This is a genomic window from Rhizobium sp. BK538, assembly GCF_014197575.1.
Taxonomy (GTDB): domain Bacteria; phylum Pseudomonadota; class Alphaproteobacteria; order Rhizobiales; family Rhizobiaceae; genus Rhizobium.
In genome coordinates, this window is record NZ_JACIFT010000002.1 from 339,510 (window position 1) to 360,985 (window position 21,476).

The 21,476-nt window shown below is 62.1% G+C and carries 18 protein-coding genes; 4 read left to right on the plus strand and 14 right to left on the minus strand.

The window, feature by feature from the left end:
* Positions 1–30: 30 nt before the first annotated feature.
* Both trpS and FHX09_RS04030 read right to left on the minus strand, forming a co-directional pair.
* Positions 31–1,095, minus strand: coding sequence for a tryptophan--tRNA ligase (gene trpS / locus FHX09_RS04025; protein ID WP_007789342.1), 1,065 nt, complete (start codon positions 1,093–1,095; stop codon positions 31–33).
* Positions 1,096–1,192: 97 nt separating this feature from the next.
* Positions 1,193–1,588, minus strand: coding sequence for a VOC family protein (locus FHX09_RS04030; protein WP_007789340.1), 396 nt, complete (start codon positions 1,586–1,588; stop codon positions 1,193–1,195).
* A gap of 689 nt (positions 1,589–2,277) precedes the next feature.
* On the opposite strand from FHX09_RS04030, the gene FHX09_RS04035 reads away from it, so the two are divergent.
* Entirely contained in the window at positions 2,278–2,703 is a 426-nt protein-coding gene (locus FHX09_RS04035) for a DUF882 domain-containing protein (protein WP_007789338.1), read from the plus strand.
* A gap of 17 nt (positions 2,704–2,720) precedes the next feature.
* Here the strand turns inward: FHX09_RS04035 and murJ are convergent, their stop codons facing one another.
* The 4 genes from murJ to mutS all read right to left on the minus strand — a co-directional run bounded on the left by murJ (position 2,721) and on the right by mutS (position 10,338).
* Entirely contained in the window at positions 2,721–4,301 is a 1,581-nt protein-coding gene (gene murJ / locus FHX09_RS04040; RefSeq protein ID WP_132591985.1) for a murein biosynthesis integral membrane protein MurJ, read from the minus strand.
* 10 nt (positions 4,302–4,311) lie between these two features.
* Positions 4,312–7,221 (minus strand): [protein-PII] uridylyltransferase, encoded by a 2,910-nt coding sequence (locus FHX09_RS04045; RefSeq protein ID WP_132591987.1) that lies wholly within the window; start codon positions 7,219–7,221, stop codon positions 4,312–4,314.
* Positions 7,222–7,326: 105 nt separating this feature from the next.
* Positions 7,327–7,602, minus strand: coding sequence for a hypothetical protein (locus FHX09_RS04050; RefSeq protein WP_007787762.1), 276 nt, complete (start codon positions 7,600–7,602; stop codon positions 7,327–7,329).
* A 3-nt stretch (positions 7,603–7,605) separates the two neighbouring features.
* Positions 7,606–10,338 carry a DNA mismatch repair protein MutS gene (mutS, locus tag FHX09_RS04055; protein WP_132591989.1) on the minus strand — a complete coding sequence of 911 codons (2,733 nt, stop codon included), beginning with the start codon at positions 10,336–10,338 and terminating at the stop codon, positions 7,606–7,608.
* A 111-nt stretch (positions 10,339–10,449) separates the two neighbouring features.
* On the opposite strand from mutS, the gene FHX09_RS04060 reads away from it, so the two are divergent.
* Complete coding sequence (locus tag FHX09_RS04060; protein ID WP_132591991.1) at positions 10,450–12,732, plus strand: NADP-dependent malic enzyme; 2,283 nt, start codon at positions 10,450–10,452, stop codon at positions 12,730–12,732.
* A 54-nt stretch (positions 12,733–12,786) separates the two neighbouring features.
* On the opposite strand, the gene FHX09_RS04065 is transcribed toward FHX09_RS04060, so the two are convergent.
* From FHX09_RS04065 to FHX09_RS04085, 5 genes are all read right to left on the minus strand, one after another.
* Positions 12,787–13,662, minus strand: a complete 876-nt coding sequence (locus tag FHX09_RS04065; RefSeq protein ID WP_007787759.1) for a GNAT family N-acetyltransferase — start codon at positions 13,660–13,662, stop codon at positions 12,787–12,789.
* Between the two features lie 110 nt (positions 13,663–13,772).
* The gene (locus tag FHX09_RS04070; RefSeq protein ID WP_183721674.1) at positions 13,773–16,043 is read right to left on the minus strand and encodes an ATP-binding protein; all 2,271 of its coding nucleotides are present in this window, start codon (positions 16,041–16,043) and stop codon (positions 13,773–13,775) included.
* A 55-nt stretch (positions 16,044–16,098) separates the two neighbouring features.
* Positions 16,099–16,602: a signal peptidase II gene (gene lspA / locus FHX09_RS04075; RefSeq protein WP_183721672.1), complete on the minus strand. Its 504-nt coding sequence runs from the start codon at positions 16,600–16,602 to the stop codon at positions 16,099–16,101.
* A complete protein-coding gene (locus tag FHX09_RS04080; RefSeq protein ID WP_184449309.1) occupies positions 16,599–17,459 on the minus strand; it encodes an RNA methyltransferase in 861 nt (286 codons plus the stop codon). The genes lspA and FHX09_RS04080 overlap by 4 nt, the downstream gene beginning before the upstream one ends.
* A complete protein-coding gene (locus FHX09_RS04085; RefSeq protein WP_132591999.1) occupies positions 17,456–18,556 on the minus strand; it encodes a class I SAM-dependent methyltransferase in 1,101 nt (366 codons plus the stop codon). The genes FHX09_RS04080 and FHX09_RS04085 overlap by 4 nt, the downstream gene beginning before the upstream one ends.
* Before the next feature lie 118 nt (positions 18,557–18,674).
* On the opposite strand from FHX09_RS04085, the gene FHX09_RS04090 reads away from it, so the two are divergent.
* On the plus strand, positions 18,675–19,127 hold the full coding sequence (locus tag FHX09_RS04090; protein WP_132592001.1) for a carbon monoxide dehydrogenase subunit G: 453 nt from the start codon (positions 18,675–18,677) through the stop codon (positions 19,125–19,127).
* Positions 19,128–19,136: 9 nt separating this feature from the next.
* Entirely contained in the window at positions 19,137–19,610 is a 474-nt protein-coding gene (locus FHX09_RS04095) for a GNAT family N-acetyltransferase (RefSeq protein ID WP_007787753.1), read from the plus strand.
* A gap of 18 nt (positions 19,611–19,628) precedes the next feature.
* Here the strand turns inward: FHX09_RS04095 and FHX09_RS04100 are convergent, their stop codons facing one another.
* From FHX09_RS04100 to FHX09_RS04110, 3 genes are all read right to left on the minus strand, one after another.
* The gene (locus FHX09_RS04100) at positions 19,629–20,534 is read right to left on the minus strand and encodes a S1C family serine protease (RefSeq protein ID WP_184449311.1); all 906 of its coding nucleotides are present in this window, start codon (positions 20,532–20,534) and stop codon (positions 19,629–19,631) included.
* Between the two features lie 164 nt (positions 20,535–20,698).
* Positions 20,699–21,031: a DUF1049 domain-containing protein gene (locus FHX09_RS04105; RefSeq protein WP_132592005.1), complete on the minus strand. Its 333-nt coding sequence runs from the start codon at positions 21,029–21,031 to the stop codon at positions 20,699–20,701.
* 135 nt (positions 21,032–21,166) lie between these two features.
* Positions 21,167–21,466, minus strand: coding sequence for an integration host factor subunit beta (locus FHX09_RS04110; RefSeq protein ID WP_003544934.1), 300 nt, complete (start codon positions 21,464–21,466; stop codon positions 21,167–21,169).
* Positions 21,467–21,476: the final 10 nt, after the last annotated feature.

Here is a 21,476-nt window from a genome sequence, read left to right on the forward strand (position 1 = left end):
CCGCCCCGGACAAGCTCGTTGGGCCGTATCTCAGTACAGGAAGCCGACGATGTCACGCACTTCCTTCATCGTCACCTCGGCGCGCGCCCTTGCGCGCTCGCCGCCATTGCGCAGAATCGCGTCGATGTGGCTGGTGTCCGACATCAGGCGGCGCATCTCGGCGGTGATCGGCGAGAGCACGTTGACGGCGAGATCGACCAGCGCCGGCTTGAAGACCGAAAACTGCTGACCGCCGAACTCGGCAAGCACGTCCGCCTTCGACTTGTCGGCTAGCGCCGCATAGATGCCGACTAGGTTGTCGGCCTCCGGGCGACCCTTGAGGCCGTCGACTTCGCAGGGCAAGCCTTCCGGATCGGTTTTGGCTTTGCGGATCTTCTTCGAGATCGCGTCCTCGTCGTCCATCAGGTTGATGCGCGAGAGATCGGACGGATCCGACTTCGACATCTTCTTGGTGCCGTCGCGAAGTGACATGACGCGTGGCGCGGGGCCATCGATCAGCGGCTCGACCATCGGGAAATAGGCATGCACCGGCTCGTCGCCGACGGTGATGTCGATGCCATAGCCCGACTTGCGGATATGCTCCGCATAGTCGAGGTTGAACTTCATGGCGATGTCGCGGGCGAGTTCAAGGTGCTGCTTCTGATCGTCGCCGACCGGGACATGCGTGCCGCGGTAAACGAGAATGTCGGCAGCCATCAGGCTCGGATAGGCGTAGAGGCCAAGCGAGGCCTGCTCACGGTCCTTGCCGGCCTTGTCCTTGAACTGCGTCATGCGGTTCATCCAACCGAGGCGCGCGACGCAATTGAAGATCCAGGCGAGCTCGGCATGCTGCGGCACGGCCGACTGGTTGAAAACGATGTGCTTTTCCGGATCGATGCCGGACGCAATAAAGGCGGCGGCGATCGAACGGATCTGGTTCGGCATGTCGTCATGGACGAGCTGCGCCGTCAGCGCATGCATATCCACGACGCAGTAGATGCAGTCGTTGCCTTCCTGCAGCGCCACGAATTTGCGGATTGCGCCGAGATAGTTGCCGAGATGGAGATTGCCGGTCGGCTGGACGCCAGAGAAAACGACTTTCTTGAATTCGCTCATTATGTCCTCGATTAGGCTGGTGGAGGGCCCCAGGGTTTGTAACCCATGTTGCTAACGGGCGCGCTTATGCACGCGGAAGACAGGGCAATCAAGGGGTTCAGCCTGTGGCATGTTCGATCAGATCGAAGGTGTTGCCGTAAGGATCCGAAAACACGGCGACCGTCCCATAAGCCTCGTGCCGCGGCCCCTCGAGAAATTGCACGCCCTTGGCCAGCATCGACGCGTGGTCGCGCGCAAAATCATCGGTCTTGAGGAAGAAGCCAACGCGCCCGCCCGTCTGGTTGCCCATTGCGGCCGTTTGCCGATCGTTGGCGGCGCGCGCGAGCAGAAATGCCGCGCCGTCGTCGCCTTTGGGCTTGACCACAACCCATCGCTTGCCGTCCGGCTGAACATCGTCCTGGAGGCAATCGAAGCCGAGCGCGCCGCAGTAGAAGTCCTTGGCGCGATCGTAGTCGTCGACGACGAGCGTTACGAGGAAAAGCGATTGGGACATTGTGGGCTCCGATCTGTGGTGTGATGTTGTCGCCAAGGATGAGTGGCCGGTCAAGGGGACGGCTGCGGCAGGCCGCCACGACGCCTTCACCTTCACGCAACCATTGCGGCCCGTGGCTTGATCCTGCATGTCACTCGAGGGCGCTGGAAATTGCCTCGCTGGAGTAAAGAACATATGGCGCTTCCCAGCGCCCCGTTCGGCGGTATGTGCCCGCAACTCCGGTCGACGCTTGCGCGCCGCCGACAGCCTTGTGTGCCACACAGGCACGTCCGGAGCGACACTCAACGCAGCATTGGCGCCGCGCTGCCGTCCCCGGCGGGAGACCATTTTCTGCGAACCCCGAATGCGGAAGCTCACGTTCTTCCTCCGCACCCGGCGCCGGTCCCGTCTCGCCGCAACGCCTTGCGGTGTATCCGTGAGGGACGATCTCGACGATCTCATTGTAGGAGGAGCCCCACCGGGCGGGGAAATTTGGTGGCGGATTTTTTTGTGAGTATTTCTCACAAATTTACGTGAAGGGAAATTTATACCTCTTTTGAGGTATAACTAATTCATCAATTAGCGGTAAATTGTGGCATTCTTCCGTTACGGAAGGTAAACAATTTCACAAAAAGGCCATTTTTGGGGAGAGCGTTCCATCCGCCAAAAGCTACGCCGGCCGCTCCGGCGTATTTCGAGGGGAGGGAACCATGCAGTCCGCATTTTCCATCGCGCTCGCCGGCCTGTTCTGTCTGTCGTGTTTCGACGGTGCCGACGCCCAGAATGTCAGAAGAGTTGCAATACCGCCGCTGAAGCACAAAGAAACGCTCGCCTATTCTCTGCAGACCGTCAGCGTCAAGGCGAACTGCTTCCCGCCGCAACTGCGCGGCGTTCTCGCCTATATCGCCGCCAAGACCGGCCGCCGTCCGATGGTAACCTCGGGGTTCCGGGCGCGCGGGCGATCACACTCTCAACATCGCCATTGCGCGGCCGCCGATATCCGCATCCCCGGCGTATCGGAGCGAACGATCATCGCGATCGCGGCGTCGGCACCAGGCATCGGCGGAATCGGCCGCTACTGCAATGGCATCGTTCACGTGGACATAGGTCCCAAACGACGTTGGACCTATTGCTGAAGCGTGCCGCCAGACCGCTAGCCGTCGACCTTTGCTGCCGGCTTGCGGTTCAGGTTGCGCCGGATCATGCCGAGGTTTGCGCCGCCGATCAGGAACGCCGTCGCGAAGTAGACGGCCATGGCGATGACGATCAGTAGGCCGAGCGTGCCGACCTTCGTCGCCAGGTGTGCGCCTGAGGCAAGCCACGGCTCCCAACGGTGCTGCAGATACATGATCACGCCGCCCATGATGGCTGCGGATACGACGAGCAGCGCCGTGCGCCGCGCCAAGGCCCATTCCCAGGTGAGGTGACCGCGACGCAGCAGCGTGGTGAAGAGAAGCACGGTACTGATCCAGCCGGCTGTCGCTTCCGCAACCGCAATGCCTGGCGCGCCGAGGAACGGGAAGAGCGTCAGCGCCGTCGCGCAGTTGACTCCAACAGCAACGGCGGAAAAGCGCATAGGCGTCTTGGTGTCCTCGCGTGCATAGAAACCGGGCTGCAGCGCCTTGATCAGCACGAAAGCAGGCAGGCCGATGCCGTAAACGGCGAGGATGGAGCCGACGATCGCGGTGTTTTCCTGATGGAAGGCACCGCGCTCATAGAGCACGCGGATAATCTCGTCGGAGAGGATCCAGAGCGCAAAAGCAGCCGGAATGGTCAGGAACAGCACGAATTCCATCGACCGGTTCTGCAAATTAGCGGCCTCGCGGAGATTGCCGCCCTTCAAGGCGCGCGCCAGTTCTGGCAGCAGCACCACGCCGACGGCAACCCCGACGACGCCGAGCGGCAGCTGGTAGATGCGGTCCGCATATTGAAGCGCGGCGATCGCGCCTTCGCGAGATGAAGCGATCGCCTGGCCGATCATCTGATTGATCTGGGTAATGCCGCCGGTAACGGCGGCCGGGACCGCAAGAATGAGCAGCCGCTTGACGTTCGGCGTGATGCGGGGGAAGCGAAGCCCGATGCTCATGCCAGCATGCAGAACACCGACATACACGACCACGAGCTGCAGGATACCCGCAACGAGCACGCCCCAGGAGAGATACCAGGCGGTCTGAAGCGGCTCCGCGCCGGTGTAGAGCGCATAAAACAGCGCCCCGATCATCACCACGTTGAGGAAAACGGGTGCGATGGCCGCCGCGAAGAAATGATGCAGCGAATTCAGCATCCCGCTCATCATCGCCGTCAGCGACATGCACATGAGATAGGGAAACATCACCGCCGCCATGCGCACGGTGATCGAGAATTTTTCCGCATCGTCGGCAAAGCCCGGCGCGATGACGAAGCGCACCAGCAGCGGCATGCCGAGCTCCATCACGATGGTGATGAGCAGCAGCACCGAAAACAGCACGCCGAACACTTCCTCGGAGAAGCGTTTGGCGCCATCCGTGCCGTTCGCCTCGATCTCCTTGGCAAACAGCGGCACGAAGGCGGCGTTGAACGCACCTTCGGCAAACAGCCGGCGGAAGAGGTTCGGAAAGCGGAAGGCGGCGTAGAAGACGTCGGCCATCGGGCCGGTGCCAAGGGCCGCTGCCATCAGCGTTTCACGGGCAAAGCCGAAGATGCGGCTGCCGAGGGTGGCGCCGCCGACGGTGGCGAATTTTCTGACGAGGCTCATGCGTTTTGGCTCATGCGGGCGAATCCGCCTTCTTTTCCGTCTGCGTCGCGGCCCGGACCGGAGTCGGTTGCGCGATGATGCCGGAGGGCATGCGTTCGCGAAGCTCGTCCTGTTCTTCGGCCATCACGGCCTTGAGGCGCGCGGTGATATTCGAGCGCTTGCTGTCGCCCGAGATCTTCTGGCCGACAAGGTCGGTCACGTAGAAGGTATCGATGACCTTCTCGCCGAACGTGGTGATGCGGGCCGATTGAATGTCGAGCGAAAGATCCGAGAGAACCGCCGTGATTTCCGACAGCAGGCCCGGCCGGTCGAGGCATTCGACCTCGATTACCGTGAACTTGTTCGACAGGCTGTTGGAGATATTGACCGACGGCGGGATGACGAAGGCCTTGCTCTTCTTGCGGTTCTTGGCGCGCGTCGCAATCACTTCCGGCAGCCGCTTGCGGCCGGAAAGCACGTCCTCGATCATCCGCCCGATGGTGCCGGCACGGCGCAGCTCGTCGGCATCGTCCTTGAACTCGCGACTGACATGGATGGTGTCGAGCGCGCGGCCATCCGAGGTCGTGAAGATCTGCGCATCGACGATGTTGGCGCCGGCCGCTGCGCACGCGCCGGCGATAACGGCCAGGAGGCGCGGATGGTCCGGCGACAACACGGTGATTTCGGTGATCGCGTGGAAACTGTCGGTCCGCACCATCGTTGCCAGCGCCTGGCCGGCCTTGTCCGCCTGGCGGATGAAGCCGGCATGTCGAACCTGGTCTTCCAGCGGAACGGAGAGCAGATAGGGCTGATAGTGCAGCTTGCTGTAGATCTTGCGGTCCTTCTGGCTCCAATCGGAGAGCGCATTGTAGAGCGCTTCGGCCGCGAAATTGGCGCGCTCCTTGCGCGAAACCTCCGAGAAGCCGCCGGCAAGCAGCAGTTCCGTTTCATAGTAGAGCGTACGCAGCAGCTGGCCCTTCCAGCCGTTCCAGACCCCGGGCCCGACAGCGCGGATGTCGCAGATCGTCAGGATCAGCAGCATCTTCAGCCGGTCGAGCGATTGCACGACATCGGCGAAGTCGGTGATCGTCTTGCGGTCGGTGAGGTCTCGGGTTTGGGCGACCATCGACATCGCCAGATGTTCCTGGATCAGCCAGACGACCATCTCCGTCTGTTTCTGCGACAGACCGAAACGGGCGCAGAGCTTGCGGGCGACGCGGGCGCCGGCGATCGAGTGGTCCTCCTGGCGGCCCTTGGCGATGTCGTGCAGCAGGACTGAGACGTAAAGCGCCTCGCGGTCCTCGATGCCGGGCATCAGCTTGTTGGCGAGCGGATGCAGATCGTCGGCCTTGCCCTTGTCGATCTCCGATAGCACGTCGACGGTGCGGATGAGATGCTCGTCCACCGTATAGTGGTGATACATGTTGAACTGCATCATCGCGACGATCTTGCCGAATTCCGGGATGAAGCGGCCGAGCACGCCGGCCTCGTTCATGCGCCGCAGGATGAGCGCCGGATCGCGCTTCGAGGTCAGGATCGACATGAAGAGACGATTTGCCTCGTCGTTCTCGCGCAGATTGTTGTCGATCAGGCTGAGCGAGCGGGTGACGCGCTTCAGCGCGTCCGGATGGAATTCCAGCCCATTGATATCGGCGACGTGGAAGAGCCGGATGATGCTGATCGGGTCGCTCTTAAAAACATCCGGGCTTGCGAGCGCGATACGACCACGATCCTCGACGAACTCCGTGCTGCCGGCGATCTTGCGGCTGCGATGCGCAAAGCGGCTAATGACGCCGGTCAGACCTGGCGTCGACTTCGCCTGCTGATCTTCGAGCGCCGCGCAGAGAATACGCGTCAGGTCGCCGACATCCTTGGCGACAAGGAAGTAGTGTTTCATGAAGCGCTCGACGGCGGAAAGGCCGGGTCGCGAATGATATCCGAGTGCCTCGGCGATCTCGCGCTGAATATCGAAGGACAGTCGTTCCTCGGCCTTTCCGGTCAGGAAATGCATGTGGCAGCGCACCGCCCAGAGGAAGTCGTCCGCTTTCTGGAAAAGATGATATTCGTGCTTCGAGAGAACGCCGAGCGGCACGAGTTCGGCCGTGTCGCGGACGTGGTAGTAATATTTCGAGATCCAGTAGAGCGTGTGCAGGTCGCGCAGGCCGCCCTTGCCCTCCTTGACGTTGGGCTCGACGAGATAGCGCGTGTCGCCGGCCTTGCGGTGCCGTTCGTCACGCTCGGCAAGCTTGGCGGCGATGAACTCGGGGCCGGTGCCGGTCACGATTTCCTTGTCGAAGCGGGTCTCGAGCTGGGTTTCGAGCGAGCGCAGGCCGCAGATGTACCGCATCTCGAGGATCGCGGTACGGATCGTCATGTCGGATTTCGAGAGCGCGATGCACTCTTCTAGAGTACGCGTGGCGTGGCCGACCTTGAAGCCCATGTCCCAGAGGACGTAGAGCATGAATTCGACTGCTTTATGTGTCTCTTCCGCCGGCTTCGGCTGGAAGAGGAACAGCAGGTCGATGTCGGAGCCCGGCGCCAGCGTGTCGCGGCCATAGCCGCCGACGGCGGTGACGGCGAACTTGTCCTTCTGCTGCGGGAAGACGTGGGCGCAGACGAATTCGTAGAGAACCGCGATGATTTGGTCCTGCAGCCAGGAGATACGGCGGGCGCAATTGATGCCGCTGCCGTCGGCCGAGAGCAGCGCGCGCGCCTTCTGGCGTCCCTCGCTACTCGCCTTCTTGAGGATTGCTAGCAGATCGGACCGCATGACGTCAGGCCGCGTCTTGTTGGCCTCGGCAACGGCGTCACACATCTTCAAGAGACAGTCGGTGTCGAGGATATCGGAGAAATCGATGTCGTTCGTCGTCGCCATGCGCGGGGCGGCTTCCTGTTCGCGCGGCGCAGCCGCTTCCTGCTGTGCCTCTCGTTTCGTCTGCATGCGCTATAGCCTCTTTGCCCGCCGATGACACGGGCTTTCATACTGCAGAACCTTTAATTTTGGCGAAAAGGTGTTGCCATGCCCGAAACCGCCCGCGTGCGGCAATCAGGCTGCCACCTGCGCCTGTACGGAATAGAGCACCTGACGGGTCTCGCCGGTGATCGCCTCCAGCGTCTCGCGGTCGCATTCGCGGTACCCGGCTTTGGCAACGCACGAGGAGAGTTCCAGAATCCTGGCGCAGCAGCGGATGATCTGGAGCAACCCAAAGGGCGAGGCCCAGCCGCGCGGAGTGCCCCGCTCGTCGGCAAGTCGCAATGCTTCGATCGCGCTGAAGATCGCCGCAAGCCTCTGAGTCTCGTTGAACAGCCGGTCCATGAACATCGGCTAGCCCCGCTTCAGCTTCTTCTTGAGTTCGTAAAGCGCGTCCATCGCTTCGCGCGGGGTCATGTCGTCGAGGCTCATGCCCTTCAGCGCTTCCTCCACCTTCGAGGGGCCGCGGTTGGCATCCTCGCGGCGCACCGCCACCTGAAACAGCGGTAGATCGTCAATCAGCTGGCTTGCCGGGTTCTTGCGATCGGCGTCCTCGAGGCGCGTCAGCACGTCACGCGCGCGCCCCACCACAGAGGCCGGCAGGCCGGCAAGTCGGGCGACCTGGATGCCATAGGAGCGGTCGGCAGCGCCGGGGCCGACCTCGTGCAGGAAGATCACGTCGCCGTCCCATTCCTTCACCCGCATCGTCGCATTCGATAGCCGCGCAAGCTTTTCGGACAGCACGGTCAGTTCGTGGAAGTGGGTCGCGAAGAGACCACGGCAGCGGTTCGCCTCGTGCAGGTGCTCGACAGCGGCCCAGGCGATCGACAGGCCGTCGAAGGTGGCCGTACCGCGGCCGATTTCGTCGAGAATGACCAGTGAGCGGTCGGTCGCCTGGTTGAGAATCGCCGCCGTCTCGACCATTTCGACCATGAACGTCGAGCGGCCGCGCGCGAGATCGTCGGAGGCACCGACGCGCGAGAACAGCCGGTCGACGATGCCGATATGGGCGGACGTCGCCGGCACGAAGGAGCCCATCTGCGCGAGGATCGCGATCAGCGCGTTCTGGCGCAGGAAGGTCGATTTACCGCCCATGTTCGGACCGGTCAGCAGCCAGATCGCGCCATCCTTGCCGTCGGCAACCGGCGACAGGTCGCAATTGTTGGCGACGAACGGGCCCGACGATTGCCGCCGCAGTGCCTGCTCGACGACCGGATGGCGTCCGCCCTCGATTGCAAACCTCTTCGAGGCATCGACTAGCGGCCGGCAATAGGCCTGTTCATCGGCAAGAAGTGCGAGGCCCGCCGCGACGTCGATGACGGCGAGAGCGCGGGCGCCTGCCTTGATTGCTTCCGCCTCGGCAACGACGGCTTCCGTCATGTGGTCGAAGGCCGCGAGTTCGATGGCAAGCGCCTTGTCGGCGGCGTTGGCAATCCGACTTTCGAGGTCGGCAAGCTCGGTCGTGGTGAACCGCATCGCGTTTGCCATCGTCTGGCGGTGGATGAAACGGCCTTTCGCCTCCGGCGTATCGGTCATCGGCCCGGCATTGCCGGCGGTAACCTCGATGAAGTAGCCGAGGATATTGTTGTGTTTTATCTTCAGCGACTTGATGCCGGTTTCCTCGGCATATTGCAGCTGCAGCCCGGCGATGACGCGGCGCGACTGGTCGCGTAGCGCCCGGACCTCGTCGAGTTCGGCATTGGCGCCGTCGCGCAGGAAGCCGCCGTCGCGCTTCAGCAGCGGCAACTCGTCGCCAAGCGTCTCGGAAAGCAGCGCTGCGAGAGCGGCGGGGAGGGCCTGGAGGCTCGAAAGCGCAAGCTTCAGCTCTTCCGGCAGCAGCGCTTCGGCCAGCAATCGGGCGAGATCGCCCGCAGCACTCAAGCCCTGTCGGATGGCGGCAAGGTCGCGCGGCCCGCCGCGGTCGAGCGCAAGGCGCGAGAGCGCACGCGGCATATCGGGTACATGCTTGAGGTGGTGCCGCAGGTCGCCACAGAGCGACGGCTCCTCCATCAGGAAGCCGATCGAATCCAGCCGCTCATTGATGCGCGCGGGGTCGGTCAGCGGCGACATCAGCCGCTCGGCGAGCAGCCGCGCTCCGCCGCCGGTTACGGTACGGTCGATTGCCTTTAACAGCGAGCCATGGCGGTCGCCGGAGAGCGTGCGGGCAAGTTCGAGATTGGCGCGGGTCGCGGGATCGATGAAGAGCGTTGAAGCGGCGCTCTCGCGTTCCGGGCGCCCGAGTGGCGGCCGTTCGGCGATCTGCGTCTTCTCGACATAGGCCACGGCTGCAGCTGCTGCGGCGAGCTCGGCGCGCGAGAAAGTGCCGAAGCCATCGAGCGTCGAAACGTTGAAATAACGTGCGATCCGCCCTTCGGCAGTGGCGCTGTCGAACAGGACAGCCGGCTGCGGAACGGCCGTGCGACCGAGCACATCGAAGACCGGCTTCAGCTCGGGATCGTGAAAGATCGTGTCCGGCACGATCAGTTCGCGTGGATCGATGCGCAGGATATCGGCAAGCAGCCGCGAGCTTTCGGTCTCGGCCAGCCGGAAAATCCCGGTCGAGATGTCGATCCAGGCAAGTGCCAGCACGGGCTCGGATGCGCCGCGAATCCGGGTAAGCGCCATCAGATAGTTCGATTCCGACGGCGAAAGCAGCTTTTCCTCGGTGATCGTACCCGGCGTCACAAGCCGGATGACGTCGCGTTTCACCACCGATTTGGAGCCACGCTTCTTGGCTTCGGCCGGATCTTCAACCTGCTCGCAGACGGCGACACGAAAGCCGAGCCCGATCAGCTTCTGCAGGTAGTCGTCGGCCGCATGCACCGGCACGCCGCACATTGGAATATCCTGCCCCATATGCTGGCCGCGCTTGGTCAGCGTGATGCCGAGCGCGCGGGAGGCTTCCAGCGCATCCTCGAAGAACAGTTCGTAGAAATCGCCCATGCGATAGAACAGCAGCGAGTCAGGGTTGTTGGCCTTGATCTCGATGAATTGCTCCATCATCGGCGTTGCCGAGGCACGGCTTTCTTCCGTGGCGAGCTCGGCAGCCGAAAAGGCTTCTATTCCAGTGTCTATTCGTTCGTTCACGGAGATGCATTTTTTCCAAAAAAGAGGTGCCAACCCTAGCCGCCCGCCGCTATAGATGACAACCGCGATTGAGGAAGAGCAAGGCGTCACCCACAAGACGTTGGAGGAAAAATGCCCGATACCGAGAAGAAGCAGCGGCCGGTTACATCAGTGACCGACAACGAGGCCCTTGAGTTCCACGCCATGGGGCGGCCCGGAAAGCTGGAGATCAACGCCACGAAGCCGATGGCAACGCAGCGCGATCTGTCGCTCGCCTATTCGCCCGGCGTTGCCGTACCAGTGAAGGCAATCGCCGCCGATCCCGCTACCGCCTACGACTACACGACGCGTGGCAACATGGTCGCGGTGATCTCCAACGGTACGGCAATCCTCGGTCTTGGCAATCTCGGCGCGCTGGCCTCGAAGCCGGTGATGGAGGGCAAATCGGTGCTCTTCAAGCGCTTCGCCGACGTCGATTCCATCGACCTGGAAGTCGACACCGAGAACGTCGACGAGTTCATCAACTGCGTCCGTTTTCTCGGGCCTTCGTTCGGCGGCATCAACCTTGAAGACATCAAGGCGCCCGACTGTTTCATCATCGAGCAGCGCCTGCGCGAGCTGATGGACATTCCGGTCTTTCACGACGACCAGCACGGCACGGCGATCATTGCCGCCGCCGGTCTCATCAACGCGCTGGAATTGACCGGTCGCGACCTGAAGACGACGAAGCTCGTCTGCAACGGCGCGGGTGCAGCAGCGATCGCCTGCGTCGAGCTGATCAAGGCCATGGGCTTCGCGCCCGAAAATATCGTCCTTTGTGACACCAAGGGCGTGATCTACCAGGGCCGCACCGAAGGCATGAATCAGTGGAAGTCGGCGCATGCGGTCAAGACCAAGGCGCGCACGCTCGAGGAAGCGATGAAGGGCGCGGATGTCGTCTTCGGCCTCTCGCAGAAGGGCGCCTTCTCCGACAAGATGATCCGCTCGATGGCCGACCGCCCGATCATTTTCGCCATGGCCAACCCCGATCCTGAGATCACCCCGGAAGAGGTCGCCCGCGTCCGCGACGACGCCATCATGGCAACCGGCCGGTCCGACTATCCGAACCAGGTCAACAACGTCCTGGGCTTCCCCTATATCTTCCGAGGGGCGCTGGACGTTCGCGCCACCACTATCAACGACGCCATGAAGATCGCCGCCGTGCAGGCGCTGGCAAACCTCGCGCGCGAGGACGTGCCGGATGATGTTGTTGCCGCCTATCAGGGCAACCGTCCGCGTTTCGGCGCGCAGTACATCATTCCGGTGCCGTTCGATCCGCGGCTAATTTCGGCGATCCCGGTCGCCGTGGCGCAGGCCGCAATTGATAGCGGCGTCGCCCGCAAGCCGATTACCGACATGGCGGCCTATTCCCGCGAGCTTTCTGCCCGCCGCGATCCCATCGCCTCAACGCTGGCGAGCCTCTACGAGCGCGTTCGTCGCCGTCCGAAACGGGTGGTCTTTGCCGAGGCTGAAGAAGAGCAGGTCATGCGTGCGGCAATGTCCTATGCCAACCAGCAGCTCGGTACGGCGATCCTGCTTGGCCGTGAGGACCTGATTCACGCGACCGCCGAACGCGCCGGCATCGATCTCAATCGGCCGGGACTGGAAATCGTCAATGCACGCATTTCAACCCGTGTCGAAGCCTATATCGACTACCTCTATGCGCGTCTGCAGCGCAAAGGTTACCTGCACCGCGATGCCCAGCGCCTGATCCATCAGGACCGCAACCACTTCGCCGCATGCATGGTGGCGCTGGGCGACGCCGACGGGATGGTTACCGGCATCACGCGCAACTATTCGACGGCGCTCGAAGATGTGCGCCGCTGCATCGACATGAAGCCCGGCCACCGCGTCATCGGTGTATCCATCGCGCTCTGCCGCGGCCGCACCGTTTTCGTCGCCGATACGGCGGTTCACGACATGCCGAATGCCGAGGAACTGGCGGATATCGCTGTGGAAGCCGCAGGCTTCGCACGCCGCATGGGCTATCAGCCGCGTGTCGCGATGCTTGCTTATTCGACCTTCGGCCATCCCTCGGGTGAGCGCTCCGAGCGCGTGCGCGAGGCTGTGAAGATCCTCGACAAGCGACGTGTCGATTTCGAGTATGACGGCGAGATGGCGGCCGACGTGGCGCTGAATCGCAAGGTGATGGAGCAATACCCGTTCTGCCGTTTGTCGGGACCCGCCAACGTGCTGGTCATGCCAGCCTTCCACTCGGCCTCGATCTCCACGAAGATGCTGCAGGAACTTGGCGGCTCGACCGTCATCGGTCCGATTCTCGTCGGCCTCGACAAGGCAGTTCAGATCACCTCGATGGGCGCGAAGGATTCCGACATCGTCAATATGGCCGCAATCGCGGCCTACGCTGGATCGTGAAATAGAAACGGAGCGGGAGGCATTCTCCCGCTCCGTCGTTATATCGGTGGAAAATCAGCTCGCGAACCGTCCGGCGTCGGCGCCGTAGTAGTTCAGGTAGCGATCGGAAATGCTGGCAATCGGCAAAACGATCAAAACATCCGTCGTGTTGAAGGCCTTGTCGACGACGGCGGTCGAGCCGACCATGGCGCCGAGGCGGAGATATCCCTTGATCAACGGCGGCAGGGCCATCAGCGCCCGCTTCGGGTTGACTGCTTCAACCGGCATCAGATCCATGTCGCGTGCCAGGTGCGGAAGGGCGCTGACGGCCCACTCGTCCTTGGCGGCGACGTTGTGATGCAGGAAGGACAGCGCCAGAGCATGGCTTTCCGGGTGGATGCCCGGGAAGGAGGCGCAGCCGAACATGGCGCTCATGCCATGCTTCAGCGCATAGGCCCAGTTGCCCTGCCACAGAAGCTCGACCGTGCGCTTGGTGCGGTAGTCGGGCAGCACGCAGGAGCGGCCGAGCTCCATGAACCGCTTATCCGGGTGGCGGGCAAGCAGCTCGTCGATCGCGAATTCCGAAGCCGAGTAAAAGCCACCATTCGCCATGGCGACTTCCTGTCGCAGCAGGCGATAGGTGCCGACGATCTGATCCTCGCTGTCGCCCTCGATCGAGCGATCGAGCACGAGCAGATGGTCGCAGAATGCGTCGTAGGAATCGAAATCGCGCCTGCGGCGCATGGCCTCCGGCGAAAGCTGTGCACCCATTTCGTCGACGAAGACGCGGAAGCGGACGGCCTGGGCAGCATCGATCTCGCTGGCCGTGCGGGCAAGGCGGGTCTCAAGACTGCCGATGCGGCCAAGAATATCGCCTTCCTTCGGTGCAAGCGTGCTAGACGGCCGATGGATCTCGGCGACGGCGTCACAGTTGAGGGCGTCTACTGGCATGGTGATTCTCCCGTTGCCGGCTTTTGACACGCCATAAAACACTTATATGCGACAGGAAAGTGACATCATACAGCCGCCACAGGCAAGAAGCGTGCCGGTTGTTTGATGGCTTACCGCGCTTCCGCGCGGCGGGCCGAAAGCGCAGCAACAGCTTGGACTTCCGTCAGCAACCTTATCGGGTCAACCGGCTTTACCATGACGCGGTTTGCACCATTCAGCAAGACTTGTCTACGGGATTCGTCGCGCTTGTCGGCGGTCAGCACAATGATCGGGACGGGCGGAACATCAAGCCGGCGCTCATGGCCGCGTAGCCGGCCAAGCATATCGATGCCGTCGCCGCCGGGCATGGAAAGATCGCTGATGACGATATCGGGGCGCACGCTTCCCTCTGACAGCGCACGGTCGAGAAGCATCTCGAAATGTTCGACGTGCTCGACGGCATGGCCGGCCTTTTCGAGCATGGCACGGATGAGCATCGCGTTGATTGGATCGTCTTCCGCCAGCAGAATCCGCAAGCCGCTCTGGATTCCTGCTTCGGGGATGGAGACGCTAAACCCGGGCTGGTTGTCGTTGAGCGCATCGCGCTTCTCCATGCCGCGCATTCGGCCACGCAGCACGTCGATCAGCGATTGCTCTCGCAGCGGCCGTATCAGCCAGGCGTCGAACAGGTCGAGTGCATGGGCGTTTCGCTGTTCCGGGTTGACCAAGAAGATCTTGCGCAGTCCCAATGCCGCGATCTCGGCTCGGTCGGCCAGGTGCTCGGCAAACTCCGCCGACATGCGGTGGTCGACGATGATGTCGGTTGGCCGGCGACCGAGAGAGGCCATCGAAAGCAACATCGCATGTGCACTCGCGCCGTCGGTGACAAGGTGACAATCGCCGCCGAGTGTTGCGATCGTCTCTGATATCGCCATGCGTGCCGCGCCGGCAGGCGCCAGCAGCAGCACGACGCTGCCGGCAAGCACGCCGTTGCGGCGGCCGCGGCTTTCCTCTGGAATGTCGATCGGAAAGCGGATGCTGAACTCGCTGCCGGTTCCTCTCTCGCTGGCGACCGTAAGCGAGCCGCCGAACTCGCGCATGATGCGGGCGGAAATCGAGAGGCCGAGACCTGTCCCGGCGCTCTTCTCGATCGGCGTTCCGCCCTGCTCGAACTCACCAAAGATGCGGTTCTGTTCCTCCTCGGTCATGCCAGGCCCGGTGTCGGTGACGCTGATCAGCACATCGTTGCCCTGCAGCGATGCCCGCACGAAAACGCCGCCTGCCTGCGTGAATTTCACGGCGTTGCCGATGACGTTGAACAACACCTGACGCAGGCGCGCTGGATCGAAGCTCATCAATTCGGGCAGGTCGGAGGAAACAGTGGCGCCGATCTCGATACCTTTTTCATGGGCGCGATGGGCGAGCATTTCGACGACGCTCTCGAGCAGCTTGCGCAGCGATTCGGCTCGCGGCCGCAGTTGAAAGCGACCGACTTCGATGGTCGAGAAGTCGAGCAGGTCCTCGACGAGCTGCGTTAAAGCAAAGCCGGATTGGCGGATGCCTGTAAGATAGTTCTGCTGTTCCTGCGTCAGTCGGGTTTCGGTCAGCAGATGCGTCATGCCGAGGATGCCTGAAAGCGGCGTGCGGATTTCATGGCTGACGGTGGCAAGCAGGCGCGACTTGGCAGCGCTGTTGTATTCGGCCTTCTGCCGGGCCTCCTCGCGGGCTTGCGCGGTCAGTCGCTCTTCGGTCACGTCGCGGGCGATGCTCTGCAGCAGCAATCGTCCATCGCCAGGGTCGCGGGTAACGACGTCACGCCAGAAGTAGATACGCTGGCCTTCGGGCGTCGAGATCTCCACTTCGAAGCGATGCGGTGCCGGGCCGGGACGAAAGGCGATCCCGATCTCCTCACAGGTCAGTCCCTCTGGATTGAGCCTGCCGGTCAGCCGGCGAAACGCCTCGTTGGCGCCGACGATACGCCGGTCCATGTTGCGCGTGACGGTAATGTCTCCAAGCGCATCATGGATATCGGCGAAGAGCGCCGCACCCTGGCTCCATATGGATGAGACGCAGGTGGGGTGCTTGCGCGCGGTTCTCTGCCTGGCAGTCGAAAGAATTGCGAGAAGGACCATAGCGGAAAGCGCAGCGGCGCCGAGGCTGATCGAAAGCAGCAGTGGACCGCCCGCCTGTGCCGCGACGACAACGGCGGAGCCGGCAATAGTTCCAAGGCCGCCCAACCACCATGACAGCAGCTTGCGGCCCACGCGTTCACGTTGGAGTGGTGGAGAAACGACCTCGGTTTGATAAGCAACAGCGTCCGAAATCCGCTCGCCGTCGCGATGAGCGGTAAGCCGCCGGAACGCGGCGGCAAGTCTTTCGTGCAATTGACCGAGACCGTGCATGGTGCCGGGATAGCATAACGGCGGTTCTAAATGCCTTCAGCAAACCGCTAAGATTTTAGCGGTTTGCGTTTTTAGGTTGTATCAGCTCGTCTAGAATCACGCATCCCGCGCCGATCGTGATGAAACTGTCGGCCAGGTTGAAGACGGCGAACGACCATGTCTTGGTATGAAACAGGATGTAGTCGATCACGTGGCCGTAGAGGAAGCGATCGATCAGGTTGCCGAGCGCGCCGGCAATGATCAGCGCATAACCGAGATGGGCGAAGGTGCGTTGCTTGTCGGTGCGGTTCCAGAGCCAGATGACGAAAGCGACGATGATCAGGCGCATGCCGACGATAAACCAGCCGTTCATGCCCGACAGCATCGAGAAGGCGACTCCGAGGTTGTAGGTCCGGTAGAGGGCCAGCATCGGGATGAGATGCACCGGCTCCTGCAGCGGCAGCGTATGGTCGACGACGATCTTGACGATCTGGTCGAGCACGACGGCGATGATGATGAAGATCAGGATCGGCAGGGGCCGGGCAAACAGGGTCCGTCGTTCTAGCGTCTGTTCGGTCATTTGGCCTCGTCGAGTGAGAGGAGATGGCGGCGTGCCTCGAACAGCATGACGGCGCTCGCGACGGCAAGATTAAGCGAGTCGGCGCGGCCCTGCTGCGGAATACGGGCAAGCGCGTCGGCTTCCTTGGCAAGATGCTCCGGCAGACCGGATTGCTCGTTGCCCATCAGGATCACCACCGGCTTCATCTTGTAGTCGATCGTGCGGTAATCGACCGACCCGGCGAGGTGCGTCGCGACGACGGAAACGCCGGCGTGCTTCTTCCAGACAATGAATTCTTCAGGCGTGGCACGCGCAACGGGAACGGCAAACACCGAGCCCATGGTGGCGCGCACCGTTTCGAGCGAGAAGGGATCGGTCGTCTCGCCGACGAGGATGACGCCGGAGGCGCCGGCGGCGTCGGCGGTGCGGATGATCGTGCCGAGATTGCCGGGATCGCGGACGCGATCGAGGGCGATCCAGGTTTCACCCCGCTTCGGGTGGATCTCGCGCAATGCTTTCCAGCGGATTTCGAAGATGCCGACGACCATCTGCGGATTGTCGCGGCGGGTGATTGACGAGATCACCTTTTCGCTGACCTCGAGCACTAGTCCCCCGGAAGCGACAGTCTTTGCAGCCATCTGCTCGACCAGCGGCTTGCCTTTGGCAGCCTTCGCATAGACCAGCGTGCGGATCGTCCAACCGAGGTCGATCGCATCGATCACCAGCTTCAGCCCTTCAGCCATGAAGGTGCCGCTCTGCTCGCGCGTCTTCTTGTCGCTGAGCGCCTTGATATCCTTGATGATGGGATTGGCGAGTGAGGTGACCTCTTTCACGTGCCCGACTTTATGCGGGCCGTGGCCCTTGTGTTCATGGCTCATTTCGGCACCCAGCGGGAGAAAAGGGAGGTGGAGAGCGCGCGTCCCGGCGCCTTGCCGTCCAGCCCGGCCTCGCGAATGACGAGCTCGCCTGACTCGACCACGCCGCCGGCACCGCGCATCGTCTCGCGCATCAGCTCATGGATCGAATAGAAGCTGGCGCGGATCGAATAGGCGGTCAGCACCAGCCCGACCGCCTTGGGCGACAGGATTTCGCGGCAGATGTCGAGCATGACAGGCAAATGCTCGAACAGATGCCAGACTTCGCCATTCGGCCCACGGCCGAATTTCGGCGGGTCGGTGAGGATGATGTCGTAGCTGTTGCCGCGGCGTTCTTCGCGCTGGATGAACTTCATCGCGTCTTCGCAGATCCAGCGGATCGGCGCCTTCTCCAGCCGGCTCAGCGCCTGGTTTTCGCGCGCCCAGCCGATTGCCTTCTTCGACGCATCGACATGGGTAACCTCTGCGCCCGCTGCCGCCGCAACCAGCGAGGCGACGCCAGTGTAGCCGAAGAGGTTCAGCACCTTTAGCGGTCGTCCGGCGGCTTCGACCTGCTGCTTCATCCAGGTCCAGTGGACGATCTGCTCCGGAAAGACGCCAACATGCCGGAAGGAGGTGAAGCGGCCGAGGAAGTCTACGCCGAGCAGGTTGAGTGGCCAGGTCTCGCCGAGCGCTTCCTTGGGAAAGCGCCAGCGCCCGGTGCCTTCCTCGTCGGTATCGCCGGTGAAGACGGCATCGACCTTTTCCCAGGCCTGCTTTGGCAAGGACGGCTGCCACAGCGCCTGGCCTTCAGGGCGTACGATCCGGTAGGGGCCGTATTGCTCCAGCTTCTCGCCATTGCCGCTGTCGATGAGATGAAAGTCGCCTGCGCCAAGGGATTCGAGAATGACGGGCACGCGTTCGGCCGGACGCTCGCCGGTGCGCTCCATCAGCGGTCGCTCGATTGCCGTCGGCACCGAGGCCGGTTCACGCACCTTTTCGCGCGCTGGCGCAGGCTTGGCAGCGGGTTTTGTCGGTCGCTGGCCACGATCGTCGGCGCGGCGCCCGCCGGAGGGGCCGGCGGCGAATTTCTGGCCCGGCCGGCGTTCTTTCTGTCTCAACGTGATCTTCCGCGTGATTCAATTCGATAGAGCTCGTGCAAATAGCATTCCGTTTCACCTTGGCAAAGCGCTTTCCGGCTGTGATAAATTGAGGCAGGTCGAAATGGGAGGATTTCGGATGGACTTGACCGGCGAAGAACGGATCACCGCACCCCGGGATGTCGTATGGGCAGCGCTCAACGACCCTGAGATATTGAAGCAGTGCATTCCGGGCTGTCAGAGCCTGGAGATGAAATCTCCGACCGAGCTGACAACGGTGGTGAAGGTCAAAATCGGTCCGGTTTCGGCAACGTTTAACGGCGAGGTCTTGCTATCCAACATCAAGGCGCCGGAAAGCTATACGATCTCGGGCGAGGGCAAAGGCGGTATTGCCGGTTTCGCCAAGGGCGGAGCCGACGTCGTGCTGAAGGACGACGGTGGCGAAACAATCCTGCAGTACGAAGCAAAAGCCCAGGTCGGTGGCAAGATCGCGCAGCTAGGCGCGCGATTGATCGATTCGACATCGACGAAGCTGGCGCAGCAGTTCTTTTCCAGTTTCAACGCTGCCGTCAGCGCCAAGGCCGCAGAGTAAGGGTCCAAATTGACAGATTTCTCCATTCAGACGCAGCCGCAATCCGTAAAGTGGACCATCAGATCGCCACGCCAGTCGGACTTGGAAACACTGGCCAGCATTTATCTGGCCGTACGTCGTGAAACCTTCGTGTGGGTCGATCCCTCAAGCTTCCGCCACGAAGATTTCCAAGCCCACACGCAAGGCGAAGATCTATGGCTTGCGGAGGCCCCGAATGGGGAGACCGCAGGCTTCATGACGCTATGGCCGCCGGACGATTTCATTCACATGCTCTATGTCAGCAAATCCTGGCAGGGGCAGGGTGCTGGTGCCGCGCTGCTCACGGCGCTGCCGGATTGGCCGCACAACAGGTATCGATTGAAGTGCTTGGTGAAGAACGGCCGCGCGAAGGCCTTCTATCGTTCCAAGGGGTTCGTCGTTACGGGATCAGGCACATCAGCGGAAGGCGACTACGAGGAGATGAGCTTTTATCCGGGCGCGTAGAATCGGCATTCGCCGACCCTACTGCAACTGCGGCTTCTTGAGGAACGCGTTGCGATCGGCGGACCTGATGCGCAGCCACGCCTCGCGGCCATCGCGCAGAACTCGCATTGGGATTTCCGCGCCCGCGGGTCCGCTGCTCCAGACTTTGCGATAGAAATCGGCGAGTCCATCAACTTCGCCATCGCGGATCTCGGAAATGATGTCGCCCCGCCGCAAGCCGGCGTCAGCCGCCGGGCTTCCCTCGGCCACGCTCATCACGACAACATCGCCATTGCTTTCCGCGGAGAAGGCTCCGAGCCATGGCCGCGGCGGCTTGTTCACGCGGCCGCGGGTCATCAGATCGTCGAGAATTGGCGGAAGCAGGTTGATCGGCACGATCATGTTGATATCGGCGACCTCGTCGTTCTGGCTCATCTGCAGGCGCAATGAACCGATCCCAAGCAATTTGCCCTCGGCGTCAATGAGTGCCGCGCCTCCCCAGGAGGGATGCGCGGGTGTCGTGAAGATCGCCTCCTCAAGCAGATATTCCCAATAGCCGGCGAACTCCTGCTTTGCCACAATCCTGGCTTCCACGAACTGGCCGATGCCGTCCGCCAGCACAACGGGGTCGCCGAGGCTGGCTCCGGTGCCATCGCCGAATTCCAATGCCGGCAGGCCGAGATCGCCCAGCGCCTGAAGCAGCCCGAACCCGGTCTCTTGGTCATAGGCGAGCGGATGGGCTGCGATGACACGCCCGTCAAGCGCGGTCAGCCACACTTCCTCGGCCTCGGTGATCAGGTAGCCGATGGTGAGGACCAGTCCGGGCTCCCTGATGACGACGCCGCTGCCTTCCCGGCGTGTGCCGAGCGTGCCGGCGGTAAAGGCATCTTCCGGAATTGAGGAGCGAACGGCCACAACTGACCGCAGGACTTCGTCGATATTCATAGTCTCATCCTCGCAAGGCGCGGCGCGTGTGTCGCGAAACGACTGTGCCTGGCAGATGTGCAGTGGGGCCTATTTTATATAGCTATGGAGGTGGGTCTGCGGCTGCAAGTGTTTGCGCCCCGGAATTTCAGCCTGCGCTCTAGCCTTCGGCCCTGTCGAGCGCGTCACCGCGACGGCAGCTGCCCGACAATTTCCTCGGCGCGGTTTTTGTGGCGATCCGCCTCTGCCTGCCAGCGAACGGCTTCCTTGGCCTCGGTGCGAGCACGCTTGCGGTATTTGCCCTGGTTCAGCCAGGTGGCCGCCGAGCCGACGACGATGCCGATGATCAGCGCGATGAAGATGAACACGAAGAATGGCGCCGACAGCGAGAGAACTCGGTCTTCCGGCAGGAAGGGATTGAAGGCGAGTGTCACGACCTGTCTGTTGGCGACGCAAAAGACGATCAGAATGATTCCAAATGGCAGAAAAATCAATAGGTTAGTGATCTTTTTCGCCATGCTCGGCCTCCGTATTTCAACGCGCGCCGTCTTTGGCGCGGCGCTTTGCTCTGATCAGCAGGATAGTGGGCCGAGAGCCAAGTTCAAGTGCGGGGTTGCCGCAGGCAGCCATATAGCAGCCATGTCTAAGAGGGATCAATCCTCTTCGTCGGCCTGTCCCGGATTGAGGCGCTCGCGAAGCTCCTTGCCGGTTTTGAAGAAGGGAACCCACTTCTCCTCGACGAAAACGGTATCACCGGTGCGCGGGTTGCGGCCGGAGCGGGACGGGCGATTTTTTACCGAGAACGCACCGAATCCGCGCAGCTCGACGCGGTTACCCGCGGCGAGCGCGTCGGTGATCTCATCGAGCACCGCGTTGACGATATTCTCGACGTCGCGATGGTAAAGATGGGGGTTGCGGGCTGCAACTATCTGCACCAGTTCGGACTTGATCACTTTCGCCCCC